At 38.5% G+C, this 18,375-nt stretch carries 17 protein-coding genes; 12 read left to right on the top strand and 5 right to left on the bottom strand.

Annotated elements, in window-relative coordinates:
* The first annotated feature begins 308 nt into the window (after positions 1-308).
* The 5 genes from B1C82_RS18230 (at position 309) to B1C82_RS18250 (ending at position 6,028) form a co-directional block, all read left to right on the top strand.
* Complete coding sequence (locus B1C82_RS18230) at positions 309-1,451, top strand: AraC family transcriptional regulator (RefSeq protein WP_086449352.1); 1,143 nt, start codon at positions 309-311, stop codon at positions 1,449-1,451.
* 157 nt (positions 1,452-1,608) lie between these two features.
* Positions 1,609-2,679, top strand: a complete 1,071-nt coding sequence (locus tag B1C82_RS18235; protein WP_086449010.1) for a fatty acid desaturase — start codon at positions 1,609-1,611, stop codon at positions 2,677-2,679.
* A gap of 141 nt (positions 2,680-2,820) precedes the next feature.
* Positions 2,821-3,687 carry a DMT family transporter gene (locus B1C82_RS18240; RefSeq protein WP_086449011.1) on the top strand — a complete coding sequence of 289 codons (867 nt, stop codon included), beginning with the start codon at positions 2,821-2,823 and terminating at the stop codon, positions 3,685-3,687.
* Between the two features lie 4 nt (positions 3,688-3,691).
* Positions 3,692-5,383, top strand: a complete 1,692-nt coding sequence (locus B1C82_RS18245) for a glycosyl hydrolase family 67 (RefSeq protein WP_086449012.1) — start codon at positions 3,692-3,694, stop codon at positions 5,381-5,383.
* A 42-nt stretch (positions 5,384-5,425) separates the two neighbouring features.
* A complete protein-coding gene (locus B1C82_RS18250; protein WP_086449013.1) occupies positions 5,426-6,028 on the top strand; it encodes an MORN repeat-containing protein in 603 nt (200 codons plus the stop codon).
* A gap of 6 nt (positions 6,029-6,034) precedes the next feature.
* On the opposite strand, the gene lsa20 is transcribed toward B1C82_RS18250, so the two are convergent.
* Positions 6,035-6,622 carry an LIC11469 family lipoprotein adhesin Lsa20 gene (gene lsa20 / locus B1C82_RS18255; protein ID WP_086449014.1) on the bottom strand — a complete coding sequence of 196 codons (588 nt, stop codon included), beginning with the start codon at positions 6,620-6,622 and terminating at the stop codon, positions 6,035-6,037.
* Positions 6,623-6,626: 4 nt separating this feature from the next.
* Positions 6,627-8,102, bottom strand: coding sequence for a discoidin domain-containing protein (locus B1C82_RS18260; protein ID WP_086449015.1), 1,476 nt, complete (start codon positions 8,100-8,102; stop codon positions 6,627-6,629).
* A gap of 179 nt (positions 8,103-8,281) precedes the next feature.
* On the opposite strand from B1C82_RS18260, the gene B1C82_RS18265 reads away from it, so the two are divergent.
* Positions 8,282-8,713: an Rrf2 family transcriptional regulator gene (locus B1C82_RS18265; RefSeq protein ID WP_086449016.1), complete on the top strand. Its 432-nt coding sequence runs from the start codon at positions 8,282-8,284 to the stop codon at positions 8,711-8,713.
* Between the two features lie 130 nt (positions 8,714-8,843).
* Positions 8,844-9,845: an alpha/beta hydrolase gene (locus B1C82_RS18270; protein WP_086449017.1), complete on the top strand. Its 1,002-nt coding sequence runs from the start codon at positions 8,844-8,846 to the stop codon at positions 9,843-9,845.
* 20 nt (positions 9,846-9,865) lie between these two features.
* Here B1C82_RS18270 and B1C82_RS18275 read toward each other — a convergent pair whose 3' ends face one another.
* Positions 9,866-10,765 (bottom strand): LysR family transcriptional regulator, encoded by a 900-nt coding sequence (locus tag B1C82_RS18275; RefSeq protein ID WP_086449018.1) that lies wholly within the window; start codon positions 10,763-10,765, stop codon positions 9,866-9,868.
* A 92-nt stretch (positions 10,766-10,857) separates the two neighbouring features.
* Between B1C82_RS18275 and leuC the strand changes: the two genes are divergently transcribed.
* The 3 genes from leuC (at position 10,858) to B1C82_RS18290 (ending at position 13,930) form a co-directional block, all read left to right on the top strand.
* Positions 10,858-12,261, top strand: a complete 1,404-nt coding sequence (gene leuC, locus B1C82_RS18280; protein ID WP_086449019.1) for a 3-isopropylmalate dehydratase large subunit — start codon at positions 10,858-10,860, stop codon at positions 12,259-12,261.
* Positions 12,258-12,884: a 3-isopropylmalate dehydratase small subunit gene (leuD, locus tag B1C82_RS18285; RefSeq protein WP_086449020.1), complete on the top strand. Its 627-nt coding sequence runs from the start codon at positions 12,258-12,260 to the stop codon at positions 12,882-12,884. Before leuC ends, leuD begins: the two co-directional genes overlap by 4 nt.
* A gap of 128 nt (positions 12,885-13,012) precedes the next feature.
* On the top strand, positions 13,013-13,930 hold the full coding sequence (locus B1C82_RS18290) for a lysophospholipid acyltransferase family protein (RefSeq protein ID WP_086449021.1): 918 nt from the start codon (positions 13,013-13,015) through the stop codon (positions 13,928-13,930).
* Positions 13,931-13,985: 55 nt separating this feature from the next.
* Here B1C82_RS18290 and B1C82_RS18295 read toward each other — a convergent pair whose 3' ends face one another.
* Together B1C82_RS18295 and B1C82_RS18300 are read right to left on the bottom strand one after the other, a co-directional pair.
* On the bottom strand, positions 13,986-14,252 hold the full coding sequence (locus B1C82_RS18295; RefSeq protein ID WP_086449022.1) for a hypothetical protein: 267 nt from the start codon (positions 14,250-14,252) through the stop codon (positions 13,986-13,988).
* Positions 14,253-14,397: 145 nt separating this feature from the next.
* Positions 14,398-15,228, bottom strand: a complete 831-nt coding sequence (locus tag B1C82_RS18300) for an enoyl-CoA hydratase-related protein (RefSeq protein WP_086449023.1) — start codon at positions 15,226-15,228, stop codon at positions 14,398-14,400.
* Positions 15,229-15,309: 81 nt separating this feature from the next.
* Here B1C82_RS18300 and B1C82_RS18305 point away from each other — a divergent pair, with 81 nt between their 5' ends.
* Together B1C82_RS18305 and B1C82_RS18310 are read left to right on the top strand one after the other, a co-directional pair.
* A complete protein-coding gene (locus B1C82_RS18305) occupies positions 15,310-17,631 on the top strand; it encodes a sensor histidine kinase (RefSeq protein ID WP_086449024.1) in 2,322 nt (773 codons plus the stop codon).
* 249 nt (positions 17,632-17,880) lie between these two features.
* Complete coding sequence (locus tag B1C82_RS18310; protein ID WP_086449025.1) at positions 17,881-18,189, top strand: hypothetical protein; 309 nt, start codon at positions 17,881-17,883, stop codon at positions 18,187-18,189.
* Positions 18,190-18,375 lie beyond the last annotated feature (186 nt).

Consider the following 18,375-nt stretch of genomic DNA (forward strand, 5'->3'; position numbering starts at 1 on the left):
TTCCGGCTAATTTTGGGTTCTTTTTAAAATAACAATCGTTATTCAATATGGGACTTTTCGATTGGAGGTCTCAATCTATCTTTTGAGACTTCGATTTTGTCCATTCGAATTAAAACTATATTACAAAAAACGAAAGTATCCTTCCATCCCTTGGGAGATAGGCTAAAAATAACAAGTGGTTTATATAATTTATTCTAGATTTCGTTCTAACTTGTAGAGGTAACTGGAAAATTCAACTCGGCTCGAAAGACTCCAAATCACAAAGGGAATCCTTGACAACTTGCTCAGATTTTTTCATTCTCCCTGCCATGCCTCCAGACGGTATAGGAAGTCTTAGTTACTACAATTCAGGAATTTGGTTTCAAACACTTTGGGCAATCACCCAATTTGGGACAGCACTTGGAATCCTGATGTCTCTTGGCCAGCTTGTTATGGAGAATAAGTCTGCTCTAAACAGACTTTTGGCCCTGATTTTCCTGATTTTAGGCCTGATCCAAGGAAGCTTTCTACTCTTAGTTTCCGGTTTATACGTAGAATTTCCCAGGATTTCTCTTATCCAGTTCCCGCTTATCGCATCAGTCGGTCCCATCCTATTCGGAATCCATAACGTAAGCCAAGACAGAGACTCGGAAGAAATCTCCTATTTGGGACTTCCGAAAAAACATCTGATCCTGCCTGGTCTTGTTTGGATTGTATATTTCCTGGCAGTATTCCTTCTCCCTCAAAACTGGATTTTGGAAAAGATCTCCGTTTTTTTGAGAGAAACTGGTTGGAATGAGGGGGAAATCTTACTTTCTTCTCCCATACTCATACTGGTTTTTTACATCGTTCTGATCCTAAAAGGAAGTTCCGACCTCCTACGCTGGGAAGTTTTAAGCGAAGAATGGACAGCGAGAATTCTGGCATTCATGGTAATTTCTACATTCGTGAATCTTGGTTTCGGAGCAGTTTACTTGTCCAGTAAGTCTCCCATCTTTCTTCTCGCCTGCTCCTCAATGATGGGGATAAGTCTTTGTCTTGCCTATCTAATCGGGCACAAACGTCCCGCATTCTTCCAAGTTCTCCAAGAGGTAAGCCAAGCAACCAGACAAAAATATGCGCGCTCCTTACTCTCTGGAGTGAACAGGCATGCGCTCAGAGACAGTCTCACCCAGCTCATGGAAAAAGAAAAATTATATAGAGATGAGAAGTTGGGACTTGCAGATCTTGCAGATGAACTTGCACTTTCAACTCATCAGGTTTCCGAACTGATCAACCAAGAGCTTGGAAAAAATTTCTCCGCATTTGTAAACGATTATAGGATCAAAGAAGCATGTGAACTATTGCAGAAAGAACCGGATAGATCGATTCTGGACATTGCATTCGAAGTTGGGTTCGCGACCAAATCCTCATTTCATAGAGCATTCCAAAAACATACAGGTAAAACACCCTCTGAATTTAGAGGAAGCTAACCCATTTGATACCAAACTATCCTTCTCAAGTTAACCACAAAGGGTAAAAATTTATAGATTGGGACCAAATGTATGGTTGCATTCGATCAATTGAGACGACTGTTTCTCCAAATTACCGTAAGATATGGACAACCGAAAACAATTACGGAGGAAACCGATGATCGCCATTGCTGAAAGAGCGACCGCTCAGGTTCCAGCCAAACTTTATACAAGATTGTCCCAAAAGGAAAAAAGTAAGAAGATCATGAAATGGATCCGATTCAGGGACAGAAAACTTCGTAGTAAATTTGAATTTTTGAAACACCAAGATGGATTAGGCCTCGCGATTACATTAGGTTCCGCTGCGGGTATGATCTTATTTGCAGGGCTTTATATCGCAGGGATGATTCCTGCCTGGGCTTGCATTATTGCAAATGGAGTTCTTGCTTCCATTCTTCATGAAGTCGAACACGACTTAATTCATAATTTATATTTCAAGGATAATCTAAAGATCCAAAACTTCATGTTCTGGACGGTTTGGATCTTCCGAGGAAACACAGTCAGCCCTTGGTATAGAAGAATGATCCATACTCTTCATCATAAAGTATCCGGTCATAAAGAAGATATTGAAGAACGACTGATTGGAAATGGAATGAAATTCGGACTAAAACGTTTTATCACTATGATGGACGGGAATATGTCCTTCTTATTCCAATCTCATATTCTTCGCAGAGAAGCTCCTAAATTTAAAAGAAGTGAGATCACCAGATCCAGTTGGCCTTACCTTGTGATCTATTTTCATCTTTGGTATAATTTCCTATTCATCAATCTTTTCTATATCGGAAATGAACTATTAGGAAAACCTGTAGAAATTCCAGCTTGGTTAGATACCGTTCGTCATTTCTTGAATATTTCAGCAGTGGTTTACACAATTCCGAATTGGATCAGACAGACAAGTATCCAAATTGTATCTTCTAATATGCATTATTACGGGGATGTAAAAGGACTTCATGAGCAAACACAAGTACTGAACCGTTGGTTCTTATTCCCTCTTCATCTATTCTGTTTTAATTTTGGAAGCACTCACGGAATACATCACTTTGTTGTGAACCAACCTTTTTATCTCAGACAAGCGGTGGCTCCTTTCGTCCATCCTGCAATGAAACGTTACGGGATCAGATTTAATGATTTCGGAAGTATTTTCAGAGGAAATCGCCTGGGCAAAGAGGAAGTTTTAGTAGCGGCTTAATGCAGACTCCTTCGGTATGGGATCTGGGTGAAAATCCGGGTCCTTCTTCTTTTTAAAATTATTACAAATCATAGAAATCATCTATAGAGCAAAAGTAATTCCTTTCCGTTCCAAATAGGCATCTGAAATTAGTCCTGCCAGATGCAGGAAGACAGACTTAGAACCTATCTTGAATTCCAAGCTTCCCAGATTTTAATCAGTGGAAACGTACTATTCGCTCAGGTCCTTTCTTATTCCCCTTCTCTAATTACATGGGGAAGAACATTATTCGCAGCAAGTCTATTGGGCTTCGTTCTTTGGTTTCGGAAAAGACCATTCTTATTCCCGAGTAAAAAAGAAAATTGGATCTCATTTTCTTTAGGAGTACTACTCGCATTTCACTGGGTAACTTTCTTTGCATCAGCACAAGAAGCGACTATTGCGGTCGCAGTTCTTACTCTTTTCACTCATCCAGTCTGGACAGTATTATTAGAACCTTTATTTTTTCCTTCTAAGATCAGAAGCCTGGATCTCGGGCTTGCTATACTTGTTCTATTCGGAATGTGGATACTCGTACCAAGTTTTGATTTAGAAAATAAATATCTTTTGGGAGTGGGACTCGGACTCGCATCTTCCTGGGCGATGGCTTTTAGAAATATTCTCACTAAAAAATATCTTTCTGGTCATGGATCCACACAAGTAATGTTCCACCAGACCGCTATTACTTGTCTTGTTTTAAGCCCTGTTTTATTCTTTGAAGATCTATTCACCACCTCTCAAGATTGGGGACTGATCGTTTTATTAGGAGTATTCTTCACTGCAGTAGGACACACATTCTATATCAAATCTGTATTTAAGATGAAGGTCAAAACCGCTGGGTTATTATCTACCGTGCAACCTGTATATTCAGCTATCCTTGCCTGGGCGATCTTACATGAGGTTCCCAGAAAAGAAGAGTTTATAGGAGGAGCAATGATCTTATTTGCTGCCGCCCTCGAATCATTTAGATACAGAAAAAAAACGGAATAGAAGAATGCTTTCTCTCGTAGACGGATCGGCTCCCTTCTTTCTGGAATCCAAAGAAAGGCATCAGAATTGGTCCAAGGCACCTTTGGCTCATTTGGAGAAGTTTTCTCTTCCCTCTAAGAAAAAACATAGAAGAGTCAGAGAATCTTTTTACAGATATACCAAAAGAATTTCTAATCTAGGATTTAATGCAGTCAGTCTGGATGAACTTTGTTATCTTTCCCAAAGAGATTTTTATCCGGAAGAACTAAAACGAAAGATCTCATCTTATCGTAAAAAGTATAAAAAACTTTTTAAGATCGCCTCTTCCCAAGATCTGAAAGTATTTATTACTACGGATTTTTTCTCCGTTAATGAATCTATTTTAGAACATACAAGCGGGAACCTGGACAAGATCAGCCAACTTTTTAAAGAATCATTAGAAGATCTTTTTTCCAGTTTTACAGAAATTTCAGGGATAGTTCTTAGGATCGGTGAATCGGATGGGGTGGATGTTACTGGGGATTTCAGAAGTAAACTCCTACTCAAAACACCTAAGCAGGCAAACTCATTCCTGAGAGAAATTTTACCTATTTTTGAAAAATATAATAAAACATTAATATTCAGGACCTGGACTTTAGGGGCCTATGAGATTGGTGATCTGATCTGGAATCCAAAAACATACTATAAGGTATTCCAAAATATACAAAGTAATTCACTAATCATTTCTTTAAAATACGGAGAAGGTGACTTCTTTAGATATCTCCCGATCAATCCACTATTCTTCGAAGACGATAGACCTAAACTTTTAGAATTGCAGGCAAGAAGAGAATACGAAGGTTTTGGGGAATATCCAAGCTTTGTAGGTTGGCAATATGAAAAATATAGATCTGAACTTTTAGGAAAAGCGAATATTGCAGGGATAAGCGTTTGGACTCAAACCGGAGGCTGGTCTTCCTTCAAAAATATAACTTTTTTAAAACGTTCTTCCTATTGGAATGAACTGAATACATTTGTTTCCGTTCAATTATTTACAAGGCCGGAAAGAAGTTTAGAAGAGATACTTCTCAAATTTTACGGCAGAAAGAATTTAGATTTATTTATAGAATTTCTAAAATTGAGCGAAGAATTGATCCTGAATCTTTTATACGATCCTGAATTTGCCAGACAAAGTTTTTATCTACATCGCGTTCGGATCCCACCAATCCTTCATATTACCTGGGATAAAATCACTGTTTCAGATCCTTTCCGATCCTTATATTCTCTCTTAAATCCTAATCCAAAAGAGTCTTTGAGATCGGGTGAAGAAGCTTTCTCTCATTTATCGAGAATGAAAAAGATCTCAGAAAAACTGGATCTCCCATATGATTTTCAATTCCAAAAAAGAACGTTTCGGCTTATTTTAAACGCAAGAAAACTACTCTATTTTGAAAACCCAGCGCTATTAGCCGAATCCAAAAGGCTCGCAAAAGAATATAATAAGAAATATCCCAAAACTTTCCGCTTCCAATTCCAGGCATCGAAGTCCAAACCTTCCTGGTTTTTAGGATTTATTCTGAAATTATTTCTAAGAAATAGAAGCAGTTATCGTCTAGTCGATAAAATCCTATTCCATCCGATTTTGCGTAAGATCTATTATTTGGTATTTTTAGGGATTAGAAACAGGCTCCCGGATTTTATCAACCGCCAAGGGATGCCGGTTAGAGAATTATTACAATGAAATCGGATTGACGAATCTAAGTTTAGGGTCAAAAATTTTCCCATGGCTCGAATTTTCACAGTTATCTGTTCTGTTTTCGCATTTTTTATAATATTCAACTGCTCTTCTACGGAAACCAAGGATTCTTCTGAATCTTCGAATAATACAAGCACAAGTGCATCCAGATCAGAAAGTACAAACTCTGCTTCCAACAGATCCATCAATCCAGACCAAGAAACCGAAGATGGCCGATGCGAATCTGGCAACTGTGAAAATGGCACAGGCACCTATGTATATTCCACAGGAGATATATATACCGGTGGATTCAGTAGCGGAATGAGAGAAGGTAAAGGTAAGTTTGTTTATAAGAACGGAGACAAGTTCGAAGGAATTTATGTAAACGATCTGAAAGAAGGAGATGGAATGTATTTCTGGTCCAACGGAACTGTGATCCGAGGAAATTTCGCAAAAGGGATCATTAAAGGTTCCGGCAAAGTTACATTCACTGACGGCAGTGTTTTAGTGACTGAGTTCACGGACTCAAGCAATTCAAATCCAGGCCCTTATACAAAGAAAGACGGAACAGAAACTGAATGTTATCTGGAAAATAAAGTTTTAGTTTGTGTAAAACCAGATCCGGCTGCCACACCTCAAACTCAGCAATAGACATTCTCATTCATCTGAATGAGAATGTGTTCCCGAATTGCTCCATTCTTTCGCCTGGCTTGGATCTACTCTCACTAAAGTATGAGTGATCTGAAATGGATCGCTTGCCCAGTTAGGCATTGTACGAATTTCCACAATTCTATACCAAACGGAACCGGGCCCTACTTGGAATAGATGATTTACACAAAGACATTTGAACTTAAAACCAAAACCGAATTCAGGTGGATTGACTGAGTGAGGTGCTGCAAAGAAGTATAAGGTTTCCTTTGTTTCATTCTTATACACTAACGCAAATTTTCTAGTTTCTCCAGAACCCAAAACTAATTTTGAATCTTCTATCAGATTAGACACTGGGGCCTTACTTAGATCGGAAACCGTATTCGTATCCCAAAGTTGAAGCGGCCTTTGAGATGCCAGTTCGTAAATTTGCATCTCTCCCGGAAGACCTTTATATATCCATTCGATTCGAACTGAAACTCCCCCTTTTTTCCCAGATAGATTCAGGGAAAAAGAAGGATCAGAAGTTTTTTCCTTTTCGCAAGAAATCAAAAACGCATTCAAGACCAAAAAGAGAAGGGTAATTTTTCTAAACAAAAAATTATTCCTGAACTAATTCTAAAGTAGAGAATTGGAAAACTTTTCCAGGATTTTCATTCTTTATAAAAAGTTTATTTCCAGATTTACGAAGAAGTATCTGTTCTTGAAAAATTTTCTCTCCATTTTCTGAATCCTGGCTATTATTACAGTCTCTTCCACAACCATTGCAGTCCCCGCCATAATAATCTTCGTTATATTCTCTCTGACTCATTTTTCGAACAAGGCCGAATATACGAAGTTTTAAACCATCCGGTTTCGCTTCCTTTACTTCATAATTTCCTAATGCAAAGAAACTTTTATTAATTTGTCCATCTCCATCCGCTTCAGCCGTATTTCCTTCAAAAAAAAGGCTTCCGTCGGATCTCAAACGTAATGTCCAGTTCGAAGAAATAAGCCCGGCTTCAGGAGCCTGCTCTTCTCCTGTGGATCCCTCTGCAGTTGCCTCACTAACCCCCGCTGGTTGTTCTACGTTTGTGTTTGTAGAAGTAGGAGCATTTCCTGTATATTCTCCTCCTACATAACTCCAGTTCAGAACATTTTCTATATTAGCCGCAGAGAATTGGAAAAAGTTATTTTTTGCGATCTTCTTCACTTGTTCCATTGGATTCGGTAAAATCCAATCATCTCCGTCTGAAAAACGGATTTCACTAATAACCAGTCCTTTATAATCTTTTCCTGTATAAATAGAATCTACTTTAAGTTTTAATTTTTTACCTTCGAAAGTTTTGGAGAATTGGATGGTCTGAGGTCCCATGATGTCCCCCACTTCTATCTTTTCTTCAAAACCATTATCGCCGGTAAGAGTTGCTACTTTTAATCTTCCATTTGTCTGGCAATGTCTGTCAGATCTTTGGTAACCATTCCAGATCTTGATAGATTTTATTTTTTGTGTTTCCTTAAAGTCAAAATCTAAGGTCACTCCAGGACCTTTTTTATCGGAAGCCCAAGCATATTCGTATCTTGAATCGAATAAGTTCATCACATCATAAGAAAGATTCGGCTTAGCAGTTTCAGATGCTGTCACAGAAGCTTCTACAACTTTCGGCCCCTTCCATTTCATTTTGGAACCTTTGTCGTCGTAAAAGTTTACCTTTTGGACACATAAATTCGCGTTTCTATGAAAGTTAAAAGTCACAGAACGGGTACTTTTAGGAGCATCAAAGGTAACAGCAGCAGTAGAGCCTGTGGATAATTCCTGACTATATTCATCAAAGTTAATATATGCAGTGATAGGATCTGAGAAGTCTCCATTGCAAGATTCAACTTCTATCTTTGATAATAAGAAGGTCTCATCGGGATAAAAATGAAGTTTAACAAATTTGGCTCCTTCTTCCGGCCTCCATTTTTTCCCATCCAGGATCTCGAACGGAAGCCCGCTTTCCATAGAAGTAGCAGTGATCATGGAAACTGGCAATTTTTTACCACAGTGAAAAAAGAACAATGCCCCTATTAATAGAGTCGAATACTTAGCGAACATTGGATTGCCTCCGAGAAATTGCAGAAATCAGAAATATATTTCTTAAACCAGGGGAAAACGAAAAAATAGACTCAAATTTGTTTTTTATTCCCTTCCCGGAGAGTTCCTAACTATTTTAGCCGTCTGAAAATATGATTGGCGAATCGGAAAGATTGTCCAATATCAACTAAGGAGGAAAGATGTCGATTCCAAGCAGGTATTCTATAGCTATCCATATTCTTTCCTTGATAGATAAGGATGGGGAAGAAGCCAGTTCTTCTCAAATTATGGCCGATAGCATTGGGACTAACCCAGTAGTAGTCAGAAACCTATTGGGAAAATTAAAGAAGGCAGGTCTAGTGGTTTCAAAACAAGGAGTAGCTGGTGCCAAACTCGCTAAATCTCCCGAAGAGATCCAACTTTTACAGATATATAAGGCAGTGGAAACTGAGGGCCCGTTATTCTCTATCCATGACAAGCCTAACCCTAAATGCCCAGTTGGTAAAAAAATACAAACCACTTTGACTGGCATTTTTCAAGAGGCTCAATCAGCTCTTGAGGCAAAACTAGGTGAATTTCATCTTTCAGATGTGCTTTTCCAACTGGATTCTGAAAAGAAAAAACGGGCTTAAGCTGTTAGCTAAAGAAGAACCCGGTCTAAATCCGCAGATTTCTTCCAACAAAAATCCTTGCCTCAAAATAAAGGGTTCCTAATATCCTTTTCGTTGCTCATTTCAATCCGCAATATAATTGGAGAGAAGGATGAAAAAAATATTCAAACGGGTTTCGATTGGCCTAGGTGCTGCGCTTATCGCCTATTTGGGGATCTATTACGCCACATTTCCCAAATACGAATTCCATCCAAAGGCGGACTTAACTCAAAGTTTTGATTCGTTCTATAAATCTAAATTAGATGAGACAAAATCACTTAACGGTAGAGCTGGCTCAGAAGAAAGGCTGATCCGCTATTCTCCAGGCAAAACAGAATATGCGATTCTTTATATTCATGGCTTCGGCGCGTCCCGCGCAGAAGGAGAAGAAACTGTAGATAAGATCTCTGCCTCACTCAAGGCAAATACATACTATTTACGACTTCCTGGTCATGGAACTAATAACGAAGATCATAGAGACACTCCATTCACTGAATATCTACGGGTCGCCGAAGAAAGTTTATTAATGATGGATAAATTAGGAAATCAAACTATACTTATGGGAACCAGCATGGGCGGTTTGATATCTGTATATCTGGCTGGAAAATATCCAGATAAGATCAAGGATCTAGTATTATTCTCCCCTTTCTTCGATTTTGCAGTTCCCTTGGCTAAAATATTCTTTTATCCAGGCGGAATGACTTTTGGAGAAACAGTCCAAGGAAAGATCAGAAAATCTCCTCCTAAAACATCCGATGATGGAATCGGAGAACATTATTATGAGCATTGGTATAAGGACCAGTATTTATCTGCCATACAACATGTAAGTAACGCAACTAAATTCGTTCTTAGCCAGCAAAGTATAGAGAAGATCAAAGTCCCTACTCTATTAGTATATTATTATAAGGACAAGGATCATCAAGATAAAACCGCAAGCGTAGATGCAATGTTAAAAGCCTTCGATAAAATAGGTGGAGACTCTCCGAATCCTCTCAACACAAAGGCACGAATAGAAGAAGGAAGCCACGTTCTAACTTCTAAACATGTATTCTCTGATAAGGAAAAGGTTCAAAAAGAAGTTATAGACTTCTTGCATAAAACCGGAGTAAAATAAGATTTGTCCCCTTCTTCCTTTCAAAGGGAAGAAGGGATTCTCCGAGCTTCCCATTCTTTCGCGGCTCTTAAAATTTCCTCAGCAAGTAGCGCGAGTCCTGGTCCGGATTTTTTGCGATAACAAAGATAAAACTTCCTTTCAGTATTCCATTCTTCGAATTTTATTTTTTTAAGTTTTGAACTGATAGAATACTCAGATAAAAAACCAATCCCAAGCCCTGCTTCTAAAGATTTGATAACTGATTCTACACTTCTGAGTTCCATTGCGATCTTAGGACCGAATTCTTTAGAAAATGATTTTATCTTCTTCTCCACCGCTTTCCTAAGAGCTGAACCAGGATGGAATAATACAAAGGATTGTTTTTTCAGATCTTCTATTCTAATTTTCTTTTTTAGAAAAATCGGATGATCCTTGGAAGCCACAGGAAAGATCTTGTCTGAAAGAAATTCCAGAACGTTTAAACTTGGTTCGGAGATAGGACCAGTCAGGATACCAAGATCCACTTCTCCTTTTAATACTGCATCTTTGGTTTCCGCGGCATCTCCTTCCCTTACAGACAGGGAAAGTCCTGGTCTTTTTTTCAGTATCTCTTTTAAGATCTGAGGCAGGATCCAAGCAGAAACAGTTCCGCCTGCTGAGATGGAATAATTTCCTTTTAAATCGTTATCCTTCGAGAAACCTTCTTGGATCTCCTCCCATAATTCTTGCATGCGGATAGAATACTGATAAAACCTTTCTCCTTCGTGGGTGAGTCGAACAGCCCTTCCCCCTCTTTCCAGGACACTTACTCCCAATTCTTTTTCCAAAAGATAGATCTGTTTAGATAGAGCCGGTTGTGTTAATCCCAAACGAGAAGCTGCCTTTTGGAATGTGCCTGATTCCGAAATTTCCAGAAAATAAACGATCTGTCTGAATTCCATATTAACATATAACTTTTAGTTATATATTTTATAAAACCAATTTATTTGCATTATATCAGTAAGTTTGATACCTTATTTAACAAGAGGGAAATATGGGACAAACTCTATACGATAAAATTTGGGAAAGCCACCGGATCTCTGAGAATTCTGACTCTGAATCCATTTTATATGTGGACCGTCATATTCTTCATGAAGTGACTTCCGCCCAGGCTTTCGAAGGTTTAAGAACTAAGAATAGAAATGTAAGAAGGACCGATCTCACATTCGGAGTTGTAGATCATAATATTTCTACACGAGATCGCAAGAATAGAGATGCGGCAGGACCTGTTTCCAGATTGCAAATCGATACAATGGAAAAAAACTGCAAGGACTTTGGAATTCGTTTATTTGGTCCGGAAGATCCTGAACAAGGTATTGTGCATGTATTAGGTCCAGGGTTAGGATTTACTATACCAGGTTCAGTGATTGTATGCGGTGATTCTCATACTGCAACTCATGGAGCATTCGGTGCATTAGCTTTCGGTATTGGAACAAGCGAAGTAGAACATGTGCTCGCAACCCAAACTTTAAAACAGGCAAAAACAAAATCCATGTTGGTCCGTTTTATTGGCAAACCTGGTTTCGGGATCACTGCAAAAGATGTAGTCTTGGAATTGATCTCCAAAATAGGAACCTCGGGCGGAAGAGGTTTCACTATGGAATATACAGGAGAATGGATCAAATCCCTTTCCATGGAAGGAAGGATGACCATTTGTAATATGAGCATAGAAGCAGGCGCAAGGGCAAGTTTGATCGCACCCGACCAGATCACATTCGATTATCTGAAAAATAGAAAACTGATCCCAAAAGGAGAAAGTTTCTATCAAGCTGTCGAATATTGGAAAACATTTTTCACGGATAAAGACGCGGTCTATGATGAAATTATAGAATTAGATATTTCTAAAATAGAACCCCAAGTTACCTGGGGAACTAATCCATCTCAATCTTTATCTATTGGAGATGTAGTTCCTGATCCGGAAAAATTCGATGATGCCAGAGCAAAGGAAACTGCTATGAATGCTTTGGAGTATATGGGTTTAAAACCCGGAACTCCGATCTCCGAGATCAAAATCGATAAGGTATTCATAGGCTCCTGCACAAATTCAAGGATAGAAGACTTGAGATCTGCTGCAGAAGTTGCAAAGGGAAAAAAAGTCTTTCCTGGAGTGCAGGCTTTGGTGGTTCCAGGTTCTGGATCAGTAAAACGTCAGGCAGAATCTGAAGGTTTGGATCAAATTTTCAAAGAAGCAGGTTTCGAATGGAGAGAACCTGGTTGTTCTCTTTGTCTTGCGATGAACGATGATGTATTAAAACCGGGAGAAAGATGCGCTTCTACTTCTAACCGAAACTTTGAAGGAAGACAAGGAAGAGGAGGAAGAACTCATTTAGTAAGTCCTTCTATGGCAGCTGCTGCTGCAGTGACCGGAAAATTTTCAGATGTGAGGAAATTGGCATGAGCTCAAAAATTTGGACAATACATACAGGAGTCCCAGTCTCTATTCCAAGAGAGGATATTGATACTGATCAAATTCTTCCTAAACAATTTATGAAATTGATAGATAAGAAAGGTTTCGGAAAACATCTATTTCATGATTGGAGATATTCTGACTTAGAAGGTAATATCCCAAATCCTGAATTCATTTTGAATCAGGAAGGATTTAAGAACGCAAGTGTCCTTATTGCAGGAAAAAATTTTGGCTGTGGTTCGAGTAGAGAACATGCTCCTTGGGCGCTTTCCGATTTCGGATTCAGGGCGATTTTGGCCCCTTCTTTCGCAGATATATTCTCTATTAATTCTGCAAAAAACGGGATCGCATTAGTTCGTTTGAAAGAAGAGGAGATCTCATATTTAAATGAATGGGTTTCTAAAAATCCAAGATCCCAAATCAGGATCAGTCTAGAGAATTTGGAAGTGCAAGCGGGAGATAAAACGTTTTTCTTTCATTTGGATTCTGCTTCCGTAAATCGGATCCGAGAAGGCTTAGACGATATTGATATCACTCTCAAAAATGCAAAAGAGATCCTGGATTTCGAACAGAAACGTAAAGTAGAAAAACCGTTTTTGGAAGTGAATTGGTGACCTTCTCCCCAAAATTTTTGCAACGGTGCTCTGCACAATAGATCTTAAAAAAACCTTTTATTAGCTGGAAAAGAATTCGGGGAAAATTAATATGTTCGTCATTCTTTCGCTTCTAAAAGGAACCTAGAGTGAGTTTAACAGAATCCATTCATGATAAGATCATAACGCCTGTAGTTAAGATCCCTGATTCAGCCTTGAAAACAGGGATATACGACTTAACCAAGGAAGAACTAGGACGCAGGATTGAACTACGAGAAGGAGTAAGCCTGAGATACATCACACCTCCAAATCGCAGAAGATGGCTTTTAGATCGGCTCTTACTAGGTTCTGATCTTACATTCTTGTATGGATACTTCCGCCAGATCATAGTCGCAAGACAGAATGTTCTAAAAGGAAAGTTTTACGATCCTCGTTGGATAGAATTATCAGGTGGGATCTTAGACTTAATCGAAGGCTGCCAAGGAAAATTTCAAATTGAAAATTTAGAGAATGTTGTATCTCCGAAGGGACCTGTTGTTTTTGCAGGAAACCACATGAGCGTTTTGGAAACATTCGTATTTTCTTATTTTTTAGTGCCTCATAGAAGGCTTACCTATGTAGTTAAGGAAAGTTTAATAAAGGGTTATTTCGGCCCTATCATGAGAAGTAGAGACCCGATCGCAGTGGGACGCGACAATCCAAGAGAGGATTTAGTCAAGGTATTGGAAGAAGGTGCAAATCTTTTGAAAAAAGGAGTCTCTATCGTAGTGTTTCCTCAAAGCACAAGAACTAGAACCTTTAATCCTGCAGAATTCAATTCGATTGCTGTTAAGCTTGCTTCCAGAGCAGGGGTTCCGGTAGTTCCATTTGCAATCAAAACGGATTTTTGGGAAAACGGTAAAATCTGGAAAGATCTAGGTAGCCTTTATAGGGACAGAAAGATCCATATGAAATTCGGCCCGGAGATTGATACTAAGGATTCCAAAAAGGCTCAGGCAGCACTTTTAGATTATGTTTTAACTAATTTAAAAGAATGGAATGTAGAAATTCTTTCTGAACGAAAATAAACGAAAAAGCGGATCTATCAAAAATAGATCCGCCTTTTGAATATGGGGAGAAGGTTCAGTAACCTCCCCCGCCGCCTCCACTTCCCCCACCGTAACCACAAGCTGCTGCAGCCAATAGATATTGAGAGGAACATGCAGTATTTGCATATCCAGGGTTTTCGTTAGAACAGGTTAAGTATAATGCAGCTGCTGCACTACAATTCTTTTTATCATTCTTATCATCCCCACCGGTTCCGTATAAATCGTTATACGTATTACAATTTACAAAACCAAGCGAAGATAGAACCAATAGTAAGATCAAAATCTTGTTTTTAGTTCGCATATACATTCTCCATATTATGGCAGATAGATTTTTCCAAACAATATCTGATTGATAAGGAACCGCAATGGTTTTAGGATTAGATCACTATTCTTCGGAATCAACAATACAATTTCAGAAATAGAGAATGTTTGAAGTTTGATTTAATCTAACGAAACCAAAAACGATCCCCATCCAAGAAACGTTTTACACCTTCTTTGGTGCTTTTACTCTCCATTACAGGAAAAGTATTTCTGGCCTCTAGAGTTAATGCTTCTTTTAAAGAAAGATTCCAACCTTCTAAAGCAGAACTTAGATCGGCAAACATTGCATCTCTAGGCTGCCTGCAAAGTTGGGTGGCATAGGAAAATGCTCTATCCAAACCTTTTCCTTTTTTCACAAGTTCCCATACCAGGCCAAGCTGGTAAGCTCTATCAGCCCGGATCCTTTGTCCTGTTAGTATTAGTGGCAATGCCGATCCAAAACCAAGTAATCTTGGAAGATATACAGTACCTCCATCTACAAGAGGAACTCCCCATCTTCTACAAGCAACGGAGAAAATTGCCTGAGGTTCTGCGATACGAATATGACCATGACAAAATAATTCCAAACCGCCTGCGTAAGTATAACCATGAGATACAGTAATCACAGGTTTTTTCTGAATGATCCTTGATCCACCTAAAGGACCAGGATCATTCTTAGCATATTCTTCTCTTTCTTCTTTATTTAGATACAGATTTGCCATTTTATCTAAACCGGAAAGATCCGCGCCGGAACAAAATGCCTTATCACCTGCTCCGTGCAAAATAGCAACAGTAAGTTCCGGATCTTTTTGAAAAGTTTTCCATGCTTCCACAAACAGATCCGCCATCTCCCTATTCACTGCGTTATGAACTTCCGGGCGATTCATAGTGATCTGAAAAATTTTACCACCTACGACGTCGTAAATATTTGTAATCAATGGGAGATCAGACATGCCTAAATAAGAAACTAGATCCATATTACAGAAAGAACTTTTTTGTTTGGTGTTGACTTCCTAAATCTTACGTCTATGATTCCATCTACCCGAGTTTTAACCGGTATGCCTCAAAAAGAAGAACTCGGAACAAACCAAACCTTAGGTTTTTTATCTGAACTTCTGGACACATATGTCTGGGAAACAGAAGATATAAGTAACTGCAAGATTCCTTCCCAACTCTCTAAACGTTTAGGCTTAAACGAATCTGAAATCTCTCTTTCTTTCTTCCTTACAAAGCTCCACCCCGCAGACAGAGCAAAATTAGAAGGTGAAATTGGATCTGCCAAAAACGGAGAAAATCCAGATGTATTCGAAATAAAAATAGCTGGCTCAAATGGAGAATTTTTTTACTTCAAGGCAGGAGTCCGTTACGTAGAAACTTCTGCACAAACGCCTGGTAAATTTATATTCTTTCTCCAAGAAATCACAAAACCTAAAGCTGATCGTGAATCTCTAAGACAGAGTAATAGAAGATTAAAACTTGCAACCAAAGCGGCAAATGTAGGGATCTGGGATTTAGATCTGATCAAAAATGTTTTAGTCTGGGACGAAGGAATGTACTATTTGTATGGAGTTCCTAAAACCGAATTTTCGGGAGCATATGAGGCTTGGGAGAGGTCGCTTCATCCGGAAGATAAGACTAGAGCTATAGAAGATTTTTATAATGCAGTTGCCGGAAGAAAAGAATTCGATACTGAATTCAGGATCATCTGGCCCGACAAATCTGTTCATTATATCAAAGCAATCGCTGCAGTGTTTAGAGACTCAGAAGGAAATCCGATCCAAATGATCGGAACAAATTGGGATATTACTCAAATCAAAGTTGCAGACCAAGAATTTAGAAAAAACCAAGAAAGCCTCGCTTTAAGCGAACTTATGTTCAGAGGGGCGTTCGAAAGCAATGGGATCGGAATGGCGTTGGTCTCATCGGAAGGAAAATGGTTAAAAGTAAATAGAAAGTTATGCGAAATGTTAGGATATTCAGAAACTGAATTTTATTCCCTCACCTTTCAAGATATCACCCATCCTGAAGATCTAGAAAAAGATCTAAACTATGTGAAACAGATCCTAGATAAAGAGATCGAATCCTATAAAATGGAAAAACGATATTTTAAAAAGGACGGGTCCATTATCTGGATCAATCTAAGTGTTTCTTCTGTAAGAGACAAATTTGATAATTTTTTGTATTTTGTTTCTCAAATAGAAGATATCACGGAAAAGAAAATTGCAGAACAATCATTAATAGCAATCAACTATGAGATGAAACAGATCTTGGATTCGGCAACCCAGGTCGCGATTATAAAAACGGATCTAAAAGGAGTGATCACAGTTTTTAGCAAGGGGGCAGAAAATTTATTTGGATATACTGAAGAAGAACTGATCGGAAAATTTACGCCAGAAATCCTCCATGATAAAGAAGATACAATTAAAAGAGGCAAAGAGTTAAGCGAACTTTATAGTAAAGAAGTTAAAGGTTTCGATATATTCAGTGAGGTTGCAAAAAGAGAATCATACGATTCCAGGATCTGGAAATACAGAAGAAAAGACGGGACCGTTTTCCCTGCGCAAATGATCATCACTGCCGTTAAGGGGTATGATTCTAAACTATTGGGCTTTTTAGGAATAGGTACAGACGTATCAGGTGCTCAAGAATATTTAGAAAGACTGGAAGATACAAAATTACAGTTAGAAATTTTAGCAGACCAATTGGGCAGAAAGAATGCACAACTTCTAAATTATGCTCATATCACTTCTCATAACTTAAGAGCACCCACAAGCAATTTGATTTCACTAGTAGAATTGATAGAAGAAGCCCAATCGGAAGATGAAATCCACTCCTTAGTTGGAAAATTCAAGATCTCAGTGGATTATTTACAAGAAACCTTGGACAGTCTGGTAGAAGTTTTAAAAATTCAAGAAGGAACCAAACGTAAAATCGAAACAGTCAGATTTGATTCCGTTCTAAAAAAGATAGTTAGGATTTTAGAAGGCCAGCTACTAGAGACTTCTGCGGAGATCCGCTCCGACTTCTCTTCGTTAGAAGAATTCGAATACGATAAAGCATATTTAGAAAGTATTTTATTAAACCTAATTTCAAATTCTATTAAGTATAGATCAGCTCACCGAATCCCTAAGATAGAGATCCGGACAGAAATTTCGGAAGGTAAATATTTGCTGATTGTCGAAGACAACGGATTAGGAATAGATCTGAAAAAATACCAAAACAAACTGTTTGGTTTACATAAAACTTTCCATAGACATCCAGAAGCAAGAGGAGTTGGACTCTTTCTCACCAAGTCCCAAGTAGAAGCTTTAAATGGCAGGATTTACGCAGAAAGTGAGTTAGATCGTGGAACTAAAATGATCATAGAATTGCAGTCCTGATCTCCTCTCATTTGATAAATCACGAAAACTTACGTTTTTGTAGGAATTCCAACCTTATCGAAGGCTCTTAATTCTATTTGATTCTTAAATATCTTTTTTTAACTGATTTCGCTCAATTCGATCAAATTTCAATTTTTGGAATATTCTATTTATTTTTAGAATATTCTGAATCGGGTTGATCCTTTATCCAAAAAGATCTACACTTAAGGAATGGATAATAGAAGCCAGAAGTCGGATCAAAAATACCGAATGAGAACCCAACCGGGCGGCGTCGTGATTCATTCAAGAGCCCAGCCCCAGAAACCAATCAAATATAGAACAGGAAGACCGGAAGAGGAAGAAATGGCCTCCTTTTGGGTATTTTATCTTTTCCTATTTATAGGATCGTTAATCCCAATTGTAGGAGTATTCCCTGCGTTTGTCCTATTCTCTTTTGCGAAAAATAAGTTTTTTAAATTTCTACCACTTGTTTTGAGTATATTAACTACCAGTTATGCTCTTTATATAAGAGCTCACTCAGGTTCCGTATTCCAACAACTGAGAAATTTAGTTTATTAAGACCGAAAAACGGACAAGGACTTAAATTCTTCTTTAGAAAGAATAGATAAGTCCTAACTAGCTTACCTTTCTTTAGAAAGCCGGCAAAACCGGCTCCTATTGCCTTATAGTCCGTCCAAAAACATAGGTTATCAATCAATACCAAGCCACGGGCTTCAAGAGCCTGACCTTATGGGACAGGCTCTT

This window comes from Leptospira venezuelensis, assembly GCF_002150035.1.
Taxonomy (GTDB): domain Bacteria; phylum Spirochaetota; class Leptospiria; order Leptospirales; family Leptospiraceae; genus Leptospira_B; species Leptospira_B venezuelensis.

Coding starts and splice junctions, on each gene's coding strand:
- leuD (WP_086449020.1), top strand. CDS start 12,258: ATGAGCTCAAAAATTTGGACAATACATACAGGAGTCCCAGTCTCTATT.
- B1C82_RS18245 (WP_086449012.1), top strand. CDS start 3,692: ATGCTTTCTCTCGTAGACGGATCGGCTCCCTTCTTTCTGGAATCCAAA.
- B1C82_RS18260 (WP_086449015.1), bottom strand. CDS start 8,102: ATGTTCGCTAAGTATTCGACTCTATTAATAGGGGCATTGTTCTTTTTT.
- B1C82_RS18310 (WP_086449025.1), top strand. CDS start 17,881: ATGAGAACCCAACCGGGCGGCGTCGTGATTCATTCAAGAGCCCAGCCC.
- B1C82_RS18240 (WP_086449011.1), top strand. CDS start 2,821: ATGCAGGAAGACAGACTTAGAACCTATCTTGAATTCCAAGCTTCCCAG.
- B1C82_RS18275 (WP_086449018.1), bottom strand. CDS start 10,765: ATGGAATTCAGACAGATCGTTTATTTTCTGGAAATTTCGGAATCAGGC.
- B1C82_RS18230 (WP_086449352.1), top strand. CDS start 309: ATGCCTCCAGACGGTATAGGAAGTCTTAGTTACTACAATTCAGGAATT.
- B1C82_RS18295 (WP_086449022.1), bottom strand. CDS start 14,252: ATGCGAACTAAAAACAAGATTTTGATCTTACTATTGGTTCTATCTTCG.
- B1C82_RS18250 (WP_086449013.1), top strand. CDS start 5,426: ATGGCTCGAATTTTCACAGTTATCTGTTCTGTTTTCGCATTTTTTATA.
- B1C82_RS18265 (WP_086449016.1), top strand. CDS start 8,282: ATGTCGATTCCAAGCAGGTATTCTATAGCTATCCATATTCTTTCCTTG.
- B1C82_RS18300 (WP_086449023.1), bottom strand. CDS start 15,228: ATGGATCTAGTTTCTTATTTAGGCATGTCTGATCTCCCATTGATTACA.
- leuC (WP_086449019.1), top strand. CDS start 10,858: ATGGGACAAACTCTATACGATAAAATTTGGGAAAGCCACCGGATCTCT.
- B1C82_RS18235 (WP_086449010.1), top strand. CDS start 1,609: ATGATCGCCATTGCTGAAAGAGCGACCGCTCAGGTTCCAGCCAAACTT.
- B1C82_RS18270 (WP_086449017.1), top strand. CDS start 8,844: ATGAAAAAAATATTCAAACGGGTTTCGATTGGCCTAGGTGCTGCGCTT.
- B1C82_RS18305 (WP_086449024.1), top strand. CDS start 15,310: ATGCCTCAAAAAGAAGAACTCGGAACAAACCAAACCTTAGGTTTTTTA.